Raw genomic sequence first — 14,461 nt, forward strand, 5'->3', positions numbered from 1 at the left:
TAATGAAGTCAGGACACGTAGGATAATTGGAGGTAAATATAAGATGAGCCAACGCTATCAAAAACGTAAAAGTAACCGCACTAGTAATCGTATCTTAAATATTGCTATCACCGTTGTTGCAGCATTAATTCTTTTTCTTGGAGGTAGTTTACTTATTAATTTCTTCGGGGGTTCTGAAGATGCAAACGTTCCAGAGCCGGAAACAGGTATAGGTGAGACAGGTGGAGAAGGAGAAACAATTGACGAGGATGAAGAAGCTGCTCCTGATTCAGATGAAGGAACAGAAGATGAGTCAGGTAATACGGAAGATGATGAAGCAACGGAAGAAGACGAAGATGTAGAAGGAACAGAAGAGGAAGAGGGCACGAACGAAGACGAGGAAACTGAAGAAGAGCAATCAGATGGTGCAACCCTTGCTGAAGGGGATATTTTGCAGACGGAGCAAGCCAACCCAACACCAAATGATTTTAGTAGCTCTGGTGAAAACTGGAATGAAATGGTTCAAGCTCTTTATCAAGCAACAGGCCTCAACAGCTCTACATCAGAGCTTATGTGGTTAGGAAATGGTGGGTCCACAACAAGTTCTGTAGGTACATTGCTTGAATATAGTACAGGCCTCTATTATCAGGTTCGACTAGAGTGGGAAGATAACCAAGGTTGGAGAATTGGGCAAGTAACAGAGCATCAATCAAACCCACGCAATTAGTGAATAAAGCAATGCGCACAGCGCATTGCTTTATTCATGAACAGAATGATCCTTAGTACTATAGAGTAGCGAAAAGAAGTACTATGACAATAAAATAAGGTGAAAAAAGTTAATGCATGAAATTCGTCTTTATTCTGTGTATACTAAAATACGAATGCTTATGGAAGAAGGGAAGGTTTTTGATGAAAATCGGTATTATCGGAGCAATGGAAGAAGAGGTAGAGTTTTTAAGAACACAAATTTTAAACCCGGTTGTTACAACTATTGCCGATTGTGAATTTACAGAAGGTACGATTGGAAAAGCTGGAGTCGTTTTAACCCGCTGCGGAATCGGTAAAGCCAATGCGGCATTAGCTACGGCATTGCTTAATGACCGCTATCAACCCGATTATGTAATTAATACTGGTGTTGCGGGTGGTTTAAATAAAACCATGTCCGTCGGAGACCTCGTTATATCAACTGAAGTGCGCTACCATGATGTAGATGCAACGGTATTTGGTTATGAGTACGGGCAAGTGCCTGGGATGGTTCCAGCATTTCTTCCTGAACCACTTTTAATGGCGGCAGCGAAAAAAGCAGCGGAAAAAGTCGGATTTCACACAGAAGAGGGGTTAATTGTCACTGGAGATTCATTTATGGGTGAGGAATCACGTGTGAATGAAGTTAAGACACGTTTTCCAACTGCGTATTGTGCAGAAATGGAGGCAGGTGCGATTGCGCAAGTCTGCCATCAATTTAAGACTCCATTTGTAATTATTCGTGCACTATCTGATGTGGCAGGTCAGGATGCGAAAATGTCCTATGACACATTCTTAGAAAAATCTGCGGTAAATTCAGCAAAGCAAGTCATGTTTATGATTGAAGAATTAGTGGATTAATCTACCTATCCTTCCAAGAAAACAGTGTCATCTCCATTCTTGATCTCTGCTAAGATAGCGTTATGAGGGGGAGATGAAGTGGAACAGAAAGAGAAGGATCTTAAGTGTGCACAACAAGATTACCATGGATTTAGCTTAATATTTTTAGCGGTAAGTTTTTTCTTGACGATTGGGCTTTGGCTCCCTGAACCTTATCAGATTCAGCCGACACTTTGGCTTGCTACTGTGATTGGTGTATCGCTTCTATGTGCATGTAGCTGCCACCTGCTTTCTTACCGGGCAAAAATACAATTAGACAAACTAGAAAATAAATAGCTAAAACGACCTTATCTAGCGGATAAGGTCGTTTATTGCTGTTTTAGGTGCTGTAAGAAGCTATTTAGCACCCGTGCTGTCAGACCCCACACGATGCGATTATTGTATGTATAGAAATACTCTGGCATCTGATAGGTCTTTCTTTCATAAGCTCGTTTATTTGCGATTTGATTGATCGGAAAATTCTCACCAGGTTCAATTGTAATCGTTATATAGCCTGTTGTAGGCTCGGTATGAAGCAAGTAGTCAAGTGGGATTGTAAACCAGTCATCAACCTCTTCTGGATTAGGCTGGATGGTATCAAGTGAGTACACTTCTGCAACAAATGGATAGATTAAACCTTTTCGTGGTGATTCAATTTTTGGCAAAGCTGCGAGAATACTAAGAAGGGAAGGGTCAATTCCCAGTTCCTCAGTGAATTCGCGGATTGCTGCATCTTTAGGCGTCGAATCTGCCTGGTCAATTCGCCCTCCTGGAAAGCAGGTTTCTCCAGGTTGCGCATTTAATGAGAGTGCACGAACTTGAAAAAGAATATGAACCTGATTTTCAATTTGAACGAGCGGAAGAAGGATTGCTGCGTCTTTTTGATGCGATGCTACTGGTTCAGTAGTAAGTCTCTGTTTGATTTCATGGAAGTGCACGACGCAAACCTCCTTTAAAAACTTGTTTGTAAGATGATGTAACACAATTGCTGTCTAGCACGTGGATATCCGATAGAGTAAGAGTAAGGAAAGGATGCAACCTTTGCTTCCGAATTGTTCTTTCTTGTCTCTCTCCCCAATTGAGGCGACCATTAACTGGTCGCCGCTTTTTTTATTTAATAGATTAACGTTAGGAATTCTTCTTTATCTATGTTGCCAAAATAAGCTTTTAAATCAACGTCCTCAAGCGTTTGTGCTAATTCTTTTGCATCGTAGCGTTTACCGATAAACACTTTTTCAAGTTCTGAAACATCCGCAACACCAAAGAAATCACCATAAATCTTACACGCTTCTATCATGCCTTTTTTTACATTTAAGCGTAAATCAATCGAACCAATTGCAAAGCGTTTGGAGCGTTGGATATCAAAAGAAGGAGATTTTCCATAGTTCCAATCCCAATTTTGATAACGTTCTTTTGATAGTGCATGAATTTCGTTCCACTCTTTTTCCGTTAAATCATGTTTTGGAATATTCGTTTCGTTATTGAAGATGTAGCTCAATAGAAGTTGTTTAAATTCATCCATTGTGACTGGATTATTTAAGAATTCGGAGATATTCGCAACACGACTTCTGATTGATTTTATCCCTTTTGATTTGATTTTTTCATCTTTCACTTTAAGGGCAGAAACGACGTTTTCTATCTCAGATTGAAGCATGAGTGTACCGTGAGAAAACATTCTACCTTTTGTTGTGAATTGCGCATTGCCTGAGATTTTTCGTTCGCCTACTTGAATGTCGTTACGGCCACTTAATTGAGCGTCTACACCTAATTGTTTTAATGCTTGAACAACAGGCTCCGTAAATTTTTTGAAATTATGGAACGAGTCACCGTCATCTTTTGTAATAAAGCTAAAGTTTAAATTGCCTAGGTCGTGATAAACAGCTCCACCACCTGAAAGGCGACGTACAACATGAATATGATTTTCTTTAACGTAATCGAGATTAATTTCTTCGAATGTATTTTGGTTTTTCCCTATTATAATGGATGGTTCGTTTATGTAGAAAAGTAAATAGGTTTCTTCAGGATCTAAATTTTTTAGCGCCCATTCTTCAATAGCTAAATTAATCTGTGGATCGGTTATGTTTGCATTGTCAATAAATTTCATAGTAGATAGCCCCTTTCAATTCCATTCTTTTTTAGTATACCTATTTCCCTTCTTTTAATCGACTATTTCGCTTAAACAAATGGTTTAAACTAGATCATAGTGACAATTAAGGCTATGATAGCTCCAAAGGAGTAGACTTACTATGAATGAGGAAGCGAGATTCTATTTTGATTTACATTAATAAATTATTACAAAAAGGGTTACCGTTTTTAACTCCAGTAGCTGTGCTAATGGGCGTGTTAGCTGCCGCTCAGTTAGAAGGGTTTGTGTATTTAGTACCATGGATTTTTGCACTCATGTCATTTGCAAATAGTATTACAATCCATCCTGCTGATTTGAAAGAAGTTGTCCATTTTCCATTGCCGTTTACTTTTGTACTCTTGCTTTTACAAGTTGTTATGCCAGCTATAGCTTACGGAGTCGGTTGGCTGTTATTTAACGATGATTATTTTACGCGAACGGGTTTAGTTCTGGCTTTTTCAATCCCAACTGGCATTGTGTCTTTAATGTGGATCTCTGTTTATGGTGGGAATCGTACGCTAGCACTGTGCGTTATTTTAGTTAACACGTTAGTTGCTCCCGTGTTTATTCCAGCAACATTAGCTGTTTTTTTCGGAGCGGTAATTGATCTAGATACACTCGGAATTTTACTTGGTGTGTTTTGGATGGTTGTTGCGCCTTCCGTGTTAGCGCTTGTAATGCATGTTTATAAACCTAATTGGGTTAGTCCAATTCACAAGATAGGTGCACCGTTTACAAAACTAGGATTGTTATTTGTCATCTGTTTAAATAGCTCTGTCGCCGCTCCATACTTCCGTGCATTTGATTTCGGACTTTTTTCAATTACAGCAACCGTTTTTATCTTAGCTATTATCGGTTATTTTACAGGACTTCTAGTAGGGAAATGGGCTAAGTTTTCAAGAGAAGACCAATTAAGTATGATGTTGTTAACTGGGATGAGAAATATCGGAGTTGGTGCTGCAATTGCAGTAGTGTATTTTCCACCTGCTGTAACGTTGCCGGTCATTGTAGGGACGTTATTTCAACAAGTATTGGCTGCCTTTTTTGGAAAATGGAGATCGGTGAAAAAAAGCTAAAAAGGAGATGCATTTAGCCATCTCCTTGTTGCTTAACCTTTTCCGCGACTGTGCTTGTAGAATTCATGAAAAAGCTTCATCAATGCTCGTTTTTCAATTCTTGATACATAGCTTCTGGAGATATTGAGCTCTTTTGCGATTTCACGCTGCGTGCGCTCCTCCTCTAATTGCAAGCCAAAACGACCAACGATCACTTCTTTTTCACGATCATCAAGTACGTGAATGTACTGATAAATTTGCTTTTTCTCCATCTTAGCTTGTAATAGATCAACAATATCTTCTGCATCTTCTTGAAGAATGTCAATTAAACTAATTTCATTTCCTTCTTTATCAGTCCCAATCGGATCGTGTAAAGAGACATCTTTTTTTACTTTTTTTAAAGCTCTGAGATGCATTAAAATCTCATTCTCTATACAACGGGCAGCATAGGTAGCGAGTTTTGTCCCTTTTCCTTCAGAATAGCTCTCAATTGCTTTAATGAGTCCGATTGTGCCAATCGATATTAAATCCTCCGCATCTTCACGTGTGTTTTCAAATTTCTTGACAATGTGGGCCACAAGCCTTAAATTATGTTCAATTAATAAATTTCGCGCTTCTTTGTCGCCTTCTGCCATTAATTTTAAGTATTTTTTTTCGTCATCCTTGCTTAAAGGTTGAGGAAAAGCATTGTTCTTTACATACGAAACAAAAACAATCACTTCTTTTGCAAAATAAGTGATCGCAGCAAGTATAGCAGACATCATCTTCACCTCCAATTTATACGTATGCGCTGCCGGGCTTGTTTGTGTCTGTACCAAGAAAATACAGATGGTCAGAACCGTTTGATTACTTTCATGCAAGACGAAAATTAGGGGAGGGCTTATGAAGTACTTACAGAATAAACGGATTGCACTAACCGCATCTCGTAAGACAGAGGAGATGCAAGAATTAATTAAGAAGCAAGGAGGAGAAAGCCGGGTTCGGTCGATGCAAGGTACAGTTATTGAAGATTCCGCTGTCATCAAAAAACTCATTTTCGACAGTTTGGATGTTACGATTGATTGGTTTATTTTCACGACTGGTATTGGAATTGAAACCTTCTTACAACATGCTGATGAGCTAGGAGTAAAAGATAAATTTGTGGATAAACTTAGGAAAACCAATGTAGCGGTTAGAGGGTATAAGGCGGTAGCCGTACTTAATAAAGAACAGGTTCCCTTCGAACTCGTTTCAGATGATGGGACAACAAAGCAGTTATTACAGAAATTAGAATCATACAGCTTTAAAGGAAAAAAGGTTGTTGTCCAGCTTTATGGAATTCGATCACCGGAACTGGAATTATTTTTTCGTGAACAACAAGCAGAATTGACAATCTGGTTACCTTATCACCATCATGCTCCAAATCAAGATATAGCAGATCAGTTACTAAACGAGCTTTTAGAAGAGGAATGTTATGATGCAATTTGCTTCACTTCTGCATTGCAAGTAAAGGCATTGTTTGCATGTGCAAAGGCTCGTGGCCTTGAACAAGCTTTAATTTCATGTTTAGAAACTGCTGTCCTTGCGACAGCAGTCGGAAAAGTAACGGCCGAAGCATTAACAGAGTCTGGAGTGTCTCGTGTGTTGTTTCCAGAAAAAGAAAGAATGGGCGCAATGGTCATACACTTAGGAAAATACATTGACCAAAGAAGATGAAAAACGTGTTGTCTGATTTAGACAACACGTTTTTTTATTCTTTTTTAGGAGGTTTATTTGTTTTGTATTTTTTCTTTCTAGCTTTTTTCTCATTTAATTTTTTTTCTGGGCGTTCTTCGTTTTTCTTCTTTTTTCGTTCTTCCTTCAACCGTTTCTTTTCAGCACGTTCTTGCTTGCTTTTAAATTGCCGTAACTCAGCAATTTCACGGAGCAGGCGTCTTTGGTTGACTTCTTTTTTTAAGTGTTCATGACGCAACGCTTTAAACAATGAGATAACCATCAGAAGCATAATAATGGAAAATGGAAAAGCAACGACTATCATTGTATTTTGTAAACCTTGTAAGCCACCACTATACAAAAGAACAGCAGCCGTAGTTGACATCAGGATACCCCATAAAATTTTAATTTTTGTTGGGGGATTAAGTGAACCATTTGTTGACTGACTTCCTAAAACATGGGTTGCTGAATCCGCGGACGTGATGAAAAAGACAGCGACTAAGAAAATGGTAATGTATGAAGTGATCGTACTAAACGGCATCGTCTCTAAAACACCGAATAGGGCTTCCTCTTCAGCTAAGCTCGAAATGGCTGCAATTCCTTGTGACTCAATTGAAATAGCTGTACCACCTAGAAAGGAGAACCAAACGAAGCCAACTATTGGTGGAACGAGTAATACGCCAATGACAAATTCTCTCAGTGTACGTCCGCGTGATACGCGTGCAATAAATGTTCCAACGTAAGGGGACCAAGCCATCCACCATGCCCAGTAAAAAAGAGTCCAGGCATTAATCCATTCGCGGTGTTCTGAGCTATTTGGGGCGATATTAAAGCTTAACTCAGGTAATGATTGAATATACTGTCCGAGTGTATTTGTAAACAAATTGAGTGAGTAAAGTGAGGCGCCAAAAACCATAAAAAACAATAACATTAACATGATTAAAATCATATTCATGCTGCTTAATATACGAATGCCTTTGTCTAAACCAGTGCTTGCGGAAATTAAAAACAAGATGGTAATGACAATAATGATAACAAGTTGCAAACCAAAACTATTCGGGAATTCTGTTAGAAAGGAAATGCCACCGTTCATTTGCGCAGCACCGAAACCCAGAGTCGTAGCAATTCCTGATAATGTAGCCACAATAGCAATAACATCAATTATTTGACCCCAAAATCCTTTAGGGTTAATGAGTGGAGAAAGAGTAGCACTTATTAAGCCAGGCATATCTTTCCGGAAGTTAAAATAAGCAAGACAGATAGCGACAATGGCATAAATCGCCCAACCATGAAAACCCCAGTGTAAGAAGACATACTTTAACGATTCCAATGCAGCTTGACCAGTGTTTTCATCTGCAGTTGGAGCTTCAATTGCATAGTGAGCGATCGGCTCTGCCGCACCAAAAAAGAGAAGTCCTACGCCAAGACCAGCACTGAAAAGAAAAGCAAACCAAGTTAAGTAGCTATACTCAGGCCTGTCGTCTTCTTTTCCTAGACGTAATTTTCCAAACGGACTCACAACAAAAAAACAAGCAGACTAACAAAAAGATTGTTACAACAATTAAGTAATACCAACCAAAAACATCAGCAATGAAATTACGCACTGTAGCAGTTACAGATTCGAGCTGAGAAGGAAACAGTATACCTATTCCAACGAAGATAACTAATATTCCAAGTGTCCAATAAAAAACATTTGTCAGTTTACCGACAGGTTTATTCTCCAATTAAAAATCTCCTTACCTTTATATGTATTAAATGGGCATAAGCAGATTATAAAGATCAAACGTCCCGATGTCTATTTTTATTAAAGAACATAACCGCAAAACAGAAATGGTTTTATAATTAAGAATTGAAAGAATTATTCTAGTAAGAAATCAACTAATAACTAGTAGAATACCGTGTAGTCCACACAAGCGATTCTCGCGAGAGATTCATATTATTTAAGAGCTGCAATTATGCGGTGAAAAAAGAGGAGGGAGTAAAGAATGGATTATTTTGATTGTAATAATATACAAAGGTTTCCAAGGACACCGACTAATGGTGGAGGGTTTTTACGTCCTGGTCAAATTGGTCCAACAGGCCCAACAGGACCAACTGGACCTCCCGGAGGAGTAACCGGAATAACGAGTATACCGGGTCCAACGGGTCCAACGGGTCCAACAGGTCCAACAGGATTAGGGCTTGATAATATAATTCCATTTAGTGAGCTAGTAAGACCTAGCCTTGTTGCAGGAGAATTTGTTTCATTTGATGGATCCATTTATCGGGTGTTGGTGGATGCTCCGATTGGTACACCTGGAACGTCCCCAGAGTTTCAGCTGATCATTGGCAGCGGTACAGGTGACACAGGTATATCAGGTCCAACAGGAGCAACGGGTTTACCGGGCCCGACAGGAGCAACAGGATTGCCAGGTGAAACAGGAGCAACAGGGTTACCGGGCCCAACAGGAGCAACCGGCTTGCCAGGTGAAACAGGAGCAACAGGGTTACCGGGCCCAACAGGAGCAACAGGATTGCCAGGTGAAACAGGAGCAACAGGGTTACCGGGCCCAACAGGAGCAACCGGCTTGCCAGGTGAAACAGGAGCAACGGGATTGCCGGGTGAAACAGGAGCAACCGGATTACCGGGTCCAACGGGAGCAACGGGTTTACCAGGGGTAACAGGTCCAACAGGGCTTGGTCTTGATGGAGTAACTGTATTCGATCCAGCGACTGCTCCAGCACTATTAGCGGGCCAGCTCGTATCGTTTGAGGGAAGCATCTACCGTGTACTTGTAGACGCTCCAACAGGAACTCCAGGTGCATCGCCAGATTTTGAATTAGTCGCAGCAGGAATAGGCATAACTGGTCCAACAGGAGCAACCGGTTTACCAGGGGAAACAGGTCCAACAGGTGCAATTGGTCCGACTGGAGCAACAGGAGTAGGTTTAGAAGGGGTAACCTTGTTTGACCCAGCGACTGCACCAACATTAGTAGCAGGGGATCTTGTTACGTTTGAAGGAAGCATTTACCGTGTACTTGTAGACGCTCCAACAGGAACTCCAGGTGTATCACCAGATTTTGAATTGGTCGCAGCCGGGATTGGCATTACCGGACCAACTGGAGCGACTGGTGTACCAGGGGTAACAGGTGCTACAGGTGCGACCGGTCCAGCTAGTCCAACGGGAGAATCGCTAACAAGCACGTATGCATTTGGAACAAATGGAGGTTCAACGATAGCTGTTTTGTTAGGAGGAACAACCGTACCAGTTCCTAGTAACCAACTTTCATCTGGTATTACTCCAGCTGGAGATGGTTTCACAATCAATACAGCGGGGACGTATAGCATTTCCTATGGCGTTAATTTAACTGCAGGATTATTATTAGGTCTGCGTTTAACAGTTAACGGTACCCCGTTAACGTCTTCGGCTGTATCACCAGGAGTTGCTGTTACAAATTTATCTGGAAACGCTGTGGCAACATTAGCAGCAGGAGATTTGGTAGAGGTTGAATTGTTTGGATTGCTTGGTGCAGCAGTATTAGTAGCTGGGCAAGGTGCAGTTTTGCAAATCGTTCGCATCGCGTAATTCAATCGGAAAAAAAGAAGCTTACCTTATTAGGTGAGCTTTTTACTAATTCAAATTGACGAACGCACGTTCCGTGATTATACTTAGATAAAGGAGGGAAGCATCATGGAACATTTATTAACCAAAGCTGCACGTGATCGGAAACAGGTTGAAATTATCTATGAAGCAAAGAATAAAAAATTATCACAACGTTTGGTAACGGTTTACACTCTAACTACGACGCATCTTTTTTGTTTCTGTCACTTAAAGCAAGCGTTTAGAGCATTTTCAATTGAACAGATCTTATCATGTTCGAATGTACAAGATAATTCTAATAAGAATCGTTTTAGCCTTTAGTGTTGTACTGTGTAGGTAATCCTTGCATTCGGTGTGCCCAATGGTTTGTTGGACCATATCCATTACCAAGGTTTAAGGACCAATAGATAGCGTCTGCAGTAAATTGTTTAGCTTTATGAACAGATTGGTAGATGGATGATCCTTTTGCTAGTTCTGCACAAAGAGCTGCTGAAAAAGTACAGCCTGTACCGTGTGTATGCTTCGTATCGGTACGAGGCGCCTCAAATACTATAATACCTTCACTCGTGCTGTAGAACACGTCTACAGCGTCCCCTGCTAAGCTACCACCCTTAATGATTGCACTTTTTGCTCCGAGTTCTTTTACAATACGTGTCGCTGCTTTTTTCATATCCTCAACTGTCTCAATTTTCATCTCTATTAAATCTTCTGCTTCAGCAATATTTGGTGTAACAATACTTGATACTGCTACAAGTGTATCTCTTAAAGTGGCACGAACATGTTTCTCAAGAAGTGGATCACCATTTTTGGCCATCATAACGGGATCACAAACATAAGTGACTAAATGATGTTCTTCTAGTTTTTCTTTTAATAAAGCCATCATGTCAGGCTGGGCAATCATTCCTGTTTTAATGGCATTAGGGTATATATCACTCATAACAGCGTAAAATTGTTTTTCGATGAATTCAATTGGTAAATCATGAATAGCTTGTACACCGGTCGTATTTTGTGCAACAAGTGAAGTAATTACACTCATGCCATAGACTTCAAGCTCTTGAAATGTTTTTAAATCAGCTTGAATTCCTGCTCCTCCGGTCGGGTCTGTTCCTGCAATTGTTAAAGCTCGATAAACAGAGTTCAAAATAGATGACATCCTTTCAAATAAAAAACAGTCGCCCGTTTATTAAGAGGCGACTGTTCTAACAAAGAATGAACTTCTTTGCTTGTCCACTTCCCTACGCTAGTGTTAACTAGATCAGGTTGAAGAGTTAAAGGTTAAAAAAACCTTCTCTCAGCTTAAACGCACCCCTAGTGGAATATATTAACCTTATGTGAAGCTCCTATTCGTTAACCGCATCTTTCAATTGTTTACCTGGTTTGAAAGCTGGGTTTTTAGTTGCTGCAATTTCAATTTCCTCACCAGTTTGTGGGTTACGGCCTTTTCTAGCAGAACGCTCTCTAACTTCAAAGCTCCCGAAACCTACTAGTTGTACTTTTCCACCATTCACAAGGGAATTAGTGATTCCTTCAAATACAGCGTCCACTGCTTTTGAAGCATCCTTTTTAGAAATTTCTGCTTGCTCTGAAACGGCATTGATTAGATCTGTTTTGTTCATCTGTAAAAACTCCTTTTCTAAACTTAAAATAAGCCTATTATTCCTAAAAGAGAATAATATGTATGCTTTTAATCGCTTATGGAAGCGGGCAGCGGAACTGCCTGCCCTTAATTTACTCATGAATTCTATTGGTGTCAAGCCATACGTCGTATTTTTACGCGTATTCTGGCGAAAGATACACCATATTTACCATTTTTCAATAAGAAAATGCACAATTCCATCAGGTAGTGTCTTTAAACATCACCCTTTTTTTACCCGAATATTACTAATCATGAGTCCTGATAAAGAAATCATAATTGCAATATAAACGACTGGAGATAACGTATCGTTAAATAAAGTCAAGAAAGCTAATATGCACCCTGCCGCTGTAATCGGTAACCCGATAAATTCATTGGGAGAATCGGTAATATTGAAGCGTGCCAAGCGAAGCGCGCCACATAGGATGAATAAGACAACAGCAGTGCCGCCAATGATCGTTAAAGGCATTAGGCTAGCTTGTTGTACAAGAAGGGCAGGAGCTACACCGAACGAAACAAGATCACTAAGAGAATCAAGTTGTTTACCTAACTCTGTTTCAATTCTTAACTTACGAGCAACAAGACCATCAAATCGATCAAATAAAGCAGCAATCGCAATGAATAAAAAACCATACCATATGCTTCCTTGAAAAATAAACATGATAGCAGTAATCCCAAAACCTAAATTAATCAGTGTTAAAATATTGGCTAGCTGTCCTTTTATTTTTTTTCTAGTTAAATCAAGCTGATTTAATAGAAACACGTATGAATCACCTCTTTTCGAGTTTAATTACGTGGTATAATACCAAAGTATACCATACATTCGTATTGAATGATTTAAAAATGGCTAAAGGTGATTAATTTGAAAAGAAAAATGTTTCAACTGTGTATTGAGCTTACAAATCGAAAGTGGAGTTCATTTCTTATTAAACAATTCGCTAAATCAAAAGCGAGTAGACTTTTAATTCCTACGTTCATAAAAACATTCCAGTTAAATATGGATGAATCGTTTTACGATAAAAAAGATTTTAAGAGTTTACACGCGTTGTTCACCCGTCCTTTAAAGACTGACGTACGTCCTGTTGCAGCTGGGCAGAATATTGTGGTCTCTCCAGTAGACGGCGTTTGTGAGGAAAGAGGGATCATTGAAGAGGGAGCTACTTTTAAAGTGAAAGGGCAACTTTATTCGCTTAGCGACATGTTAGGTTCAGAGCATGAAGGAAGAAAATATGAAGAAGGCTACTATGTTATTTTTTACTTAAGTCCGCGTGATTATCATCGAATTCATAGCCCCTTTGAATGCATTGTAAAAGAGTCTAAGCTGTTAGGAAATCGATCCTATCCTGTAAATCAATTAGGTTTACTTTACGGAAAACAACCGCTGTCGTTAAATTATCGTCAAGTTAACTACCTATACCGTAACAACAACGTTACCGCCATGATTGAGGTGGGCGCAATGAATATTAATACGATTGTTCGAACGAAAAAAGAAGCAGATTGGGATAAGGCAGAAGAAGTAGGGCATTTCTCATTCGGTTCCACTGTCATTTTGCTATTTGAAAAAAATTCATTTCATCCTACACTTACGCAGTTAGAGGTGAAAATGGGAGAAGAAATTGGCCACTTTACTTCATAGAAAAAAGACTTGCGAATTCGCAAGTCTTTATTCATTTTTTGCCGGAGAAGATTTTTCATTGTCGTAATAAGGCTTCATCTCATCTCTTACAGAGCTCTTATCCATTGGAACTCCAATACGATAAGCTGACCGGGAGATAAGGAGCGCTGCAACAGGGGTTGTCAAAAAAACAAATAGAATCGTCAACAAGATTTTTCCGATGAACATATTGTGTTCAATAAGAAAATAAATAAATGTTGCTGACATAATCAAAATGACGCTAGCAGTTGCGTTCTTCCCAGTTGCATGTAAACGAGAATAGACATCAGGGAACCGAATGATGCCTAAGCCGGCACCAAAACTAAAGATCGTACCGACGCTTGCAAGGATGACAATTGTCCACTCAATCGCGGTCAAATAAAGTCCCCCTTTCTAAAAACTTCGCTAAAGCAATTGAACCAATAAAAGCAAGGATTGCTATAACGAGCACAACCTCAGTGTACGCAATGGTATCTTGGATAATCATTAAAATCCCCACAAAACCAATGAGCATTAAGCCTAGAGTATCTAGAGCTGCAATTCGATCAGATAAAGTAGGACCAATGAGGACTCGAATGACACAGAGCAGGGCTCCTACGCATTTTGCGACTAAAATCCATGATAAGATCGTCTCAAACATTATCTTCGAGTCACCTCCAGAATGCTTTTTTCAAATGTGTTTTGGACCGAGTCAATAATTCCCTCACGGTCTCTTGCATCAAGGGCATGGACAAAAATGACGTTATTATCCAATGAGAATTCAATGGACAGTGTGCCTGGTGTTAATGTCATCATTACAGCAAATAATGTTTTTTCAGCATCTGTTTCTAATTTTGTTGGAACGGCTACAATACCTGGAGCAACATCCATTTTAGGACTAAATGCAGCTTTCAATACGACGACATTAGCAATTGCAAGTTCCTTAGCAAAGATGAGCATAAGTTTCAACAAAGCAAGCACTCTAGAAAAATAAAATTCATACCCTTTAAAACGAATTAAGACAAGGACTACAAAAAAACCGATTGTAAATCCAATAACAAAATCAACAATTGTGAAGCTGTTCTGAAACAGCATCCACACGATGGCAATTATTACGTTAATTAATAATTGAAAGGCCAT

19 protein-coding genes and 1 riboswitch are annotated in these 14,461 nt (G+C 39.6%); of the genes, 8 read left to right on the forward strand and 11 right to left on the reverse strand.

Features of this window, described 5'->3' with window-relative positions:
- Positions 1-43: 43 nt before the first annotated feature.
- The 3 genes from JOC54_RS06175 (at position 44) to JOC54_RS06185 (ending at position 1,899) form a co-directional block, all read left to right on the forward strand.
- Entirely contained in the window at positions 44-706 is a 663-nt protein-coding gene (locus JOC54_RS06175) for a YrrS family protein (protein WP_035418614.1), read from the forward strand.
- Between the two features lie 182 nt (positions 707-888).
- A complete protein-coding gene (gene mtnN, locus JOC54_RS06180; RefSeq protein WP_204465429.1) occupies positions 889-1,584 on the forward strand; it encodes a 5'-methylthioadenosine/S-adenosylhomocysteine nucleosidase in 696 nt (231 codons plus the stop codon).
- Between the two features lie 78 nt (positions 1,585-1,662).
- Positions 1,663-1,899, forward strand: coding sequence for a YrhC family protein (locus JOC54_RS06185; RefSeq protein ID WP_035418615.1), 237 nt, complete (start codon positions 1,663-1,665; stop codon positions 1,897-1,899).
- Between the two features lie 32 nt (positions 1,900-1,931).
- Here the strand turns inward: JOC54_RS06185 and JOC54_RS06190 are convergent, their stop codons facing one another.
- Together JOC54_RS06190 and lplA are read right to left on the reverse strand one after the other, a co-directional pair.
- Complete coding sequence (locus JOC54_RS06190) at positions 1,932-2,540, reverse strand: NUDIX hydrolase (protein ID WP_035418617.1); 609 nt, start codon at positions 2,538-2,540, stop codon at positions 1,932-1,934.
- A gap of 176 nt (positions 2,541-2,716) precedes the next feature.
- Positions 2,717-3,706: a lipoate--protein ligase gene (gene lplA, locus JOC54_RS06195; protein WP_204465169.1), complete on the reverse strand. Its 990-nt coding sequence runs from the start codon at positions 3,704-3,706 to the stop codon at positions 2,717-2,719.
- Positions 3,707-3,852: 146 nt separating this feature from the next.
- Between lplA and JOC54_RS06200 the strand changes: the two genes are divergently transcribed.
- Positions 3,853-4,803 (forward strand): bile acid:sodium symporter family protein, encoded by a 951-nt coding sequence (locus JOC54_RS06200; protein ID WP_204465170.1) that lies wholly within the window; start codon positions 3,853-3,855, stop codon positions 4,801-4,803.
- A 32-nt stretch (positions 4,804-4,835) separates the two neighbouring features.
- On the opposite strand, the gene sigK is transcribed toward JOC54_RS06200, so the two are convergent.
- Positions 4,836-5,543, reverse strand: coding sequence for an RNA polymerase sporulation sigma factor SigK (gene sigK / locus JOC54_RS06205; RefSeq protein ID WP_035418619.1), 708 nt, complete (start codon positions 5,541-5,543; stop codon positions 4,836-4,838).
- A 121-nt stretch (positions 5,544-5,664) separates the two neighbouring features.
- Here sigK and JOC54_RS06210 point away from each other — a divergent pair, with 121 nt between their 5' ends.
- Positions 5,665-6,477 carry a uroporphyrinogen-III synthase gene (locus tag JOC54_RS06210; RefSeq protein WP_035442207.1) on the forward strand — a complete coding sequence of 271 codons (813 nt, stop codon included), beginning with the start codon at positions 5,665-5,667 and terminating at the stop codon, positions 6,475-6,477.
- Positions 6,478-6,511: 34 nt separating this feature from the next.
- On the opposite strand, the gene JOC54_RS06215 is transcribed toward JOC54_RS06210, so the two are convergent.
- A complete protein-coding gene (locus JOC54_RS06215) occupies positions 6,512-7,993 on the reverse strand; it encodes a BCCT family transporter (RefSeq protein WP_367617768.1) in 1,482 nt (493 codons plus the stop codon).
- Positions 7,944-8,198 carry a BCCT family transporter gene (locus tag JOC54_RS23340; RefSeq protein WP_367617769.1) on the reverse strand — a complete coding sequence of 85 codons (255 nt, stop codon included), beginning with the start codon at positions 8,196-8,198 and terminating at the stop codon, positions 7,944-7,946. Before JOC54_RS23340 ends, JOC54_RS06215 begins: the two co-directional genes overlap by 50 nt.
- A 261-nt stretch (positions 8,199-8,459) precedes the next feature.
- Here JOC54_RS23340 and JOC54_RS06220 point away from each other — a divergent pair, with 261 nt between their 5' ends.
- Both JOC54_RS06220 and JOC54_RS06225 read left to right on the forward strand, forming a co-directional pair.
- Complete coding sequence (locus JOC54_RS06220) at positions 8,460-10,040, forward strand: BclA C-terminal domain-containing protein (protein WP_204465171.1); 1,581 nt, start codon at positions 8,460-8,462, stop codon at positions 10,038-10,040.
- A 105-nt stretch (positions 10,041-10,145) separates the two neighbouring features.
- Positions 10,146-10,376, forward strand: coding sequence for a WYL domain-containing protein (locus tag JOC54_RS06225; protein ID WP_204465172.1), 231 nt, complete (start codon positions 10,146-10,148; stop codon positions 10,374-10,376).
- Here JOC54_RS06225 and thiD read toward each other — a convergent pair.
- From thiD to pssA, 3 genes are all read right to left on the reverse strand, one after another.
- Complete coding sequence (gene thiD, locus JOC54_RS06230; protein ID WP_054793911.1) at positions 10,366-11,196, reverse strand: bifunctional hydroxymethylpyrimidine kinase/phosphomethylpyrimidine kinase; 831 nt, start codon at positions 11,194-11,196, stop codon at positions 10,366-10,368. The genes JOC54_RS06225 and thiD overlap by 11 nt on opposite strands.
- A 74-nt stretch (positions 11,197-11,270) precedes the next feature.
- Positions 11,271-11,375, reverse strand: a riboswitch (TPP riboswitch).
- A 20-nt stretch (positions 11,376-11,395) separates the two neighbouring features.
- On the reverse strand, positions 11,396-11,671 hold the full coding sequence (locus JOC54_RS06235) for an HU family DNA-binding protein (protein ID WP_035422118.1): 276 nt from the start codon (positions 11,669-11,671) through the stop codon (positions 11,396-11,398).
- Between the two features lie 240 nt (positions 11,672-11,911).
- Positions 11,912-12,451, reverse strand: a complete 540-nt coding sequence (gene pssA, locus JOC54_RS06240) for a CDP-diacylglycerol--serine O-phosphatidyltransferase (protein WP_204465173.1) — start codon at positions 12,449-12,451, stop codon at positions 11,912-11,914.
- A gap of 99 nt (positions 12,452-12,550) precedes the next feature.
- Here pssA and JOC54_RS06245 point away from each other — a divergent pair, with 99 nt between their 5' ends.
- The gene (locus JOC54_RS06245) at positions 12,551-13,324 is read left to right on the forward strand and encodes a phosphatidylserine decarboxylase (protein WP_204465174.1); all 774 of its coding nucleotides are present in this window, start codon (positions 12,551-12,553) and stop codon (positions 13,322-13,324) included.
- A 27-nt stretch (positions 13,325-13,351) separates the two neighbouring features.
- Here the strand turns inward: JOC54_RS06245 and mnhG are convergent, their stop codons facing one another.
- From mnhG to JOC54_RS06260, 3 genes are read right to left on the reverse strand one after another with little or no spacing between them, the layout of a single operon-like run.
- Positions 13,352-13,720 carry a monovalent cation/H(+) antiporter subunit G gene (gene mnhG, locus JOC54_RS06250; protein WP_204465175.1) on the reverse strand — a complete coding sequence of 123 codons (369 nt, stop codon included), beginning with the start codon at positions 13,718-13,720 and terminating at the stop codon, positions 13,352-13,354.
- Positions 13,707-13,982, reverse strand: coding sequence for a Na(+)/H(+) antiporter subunit F1 (locus tag JOC54_RS06255; protein WP_054793913.1), 276 nt, complete (start codon positions 13,980-13,982; stop codon positions 13,707-13,709). The genes mnhG and JOC54_RS06255 overlap by 14 nt, the downstream gene beginning before the upstream one ends.
- On the reverse strand, positions 13,982-14,461 hold the full coding sequence (locus JOC54_RS06260; protein ID WP_204465177.1) for a Na+/H+ antiporter subunit E: 480 nt from the start codon (positions 14,459-14,461) through the stop codon (positions 13,982-13,984). The genes JOC54_RS06255 and JOC54_RS06260 overlap by 1 nt, the downstream gene beginning before the upstream one ends.

Source organism: Shouchella xiaoxiensis (genome assembly GCF_016907895.1).
GTDB classification, from domain to species: Bacteria; Bacillota; Bacilli; order Bacillales; family Bacillaceae_D; genus Shouchella; species Shouchella xiaoxiensis.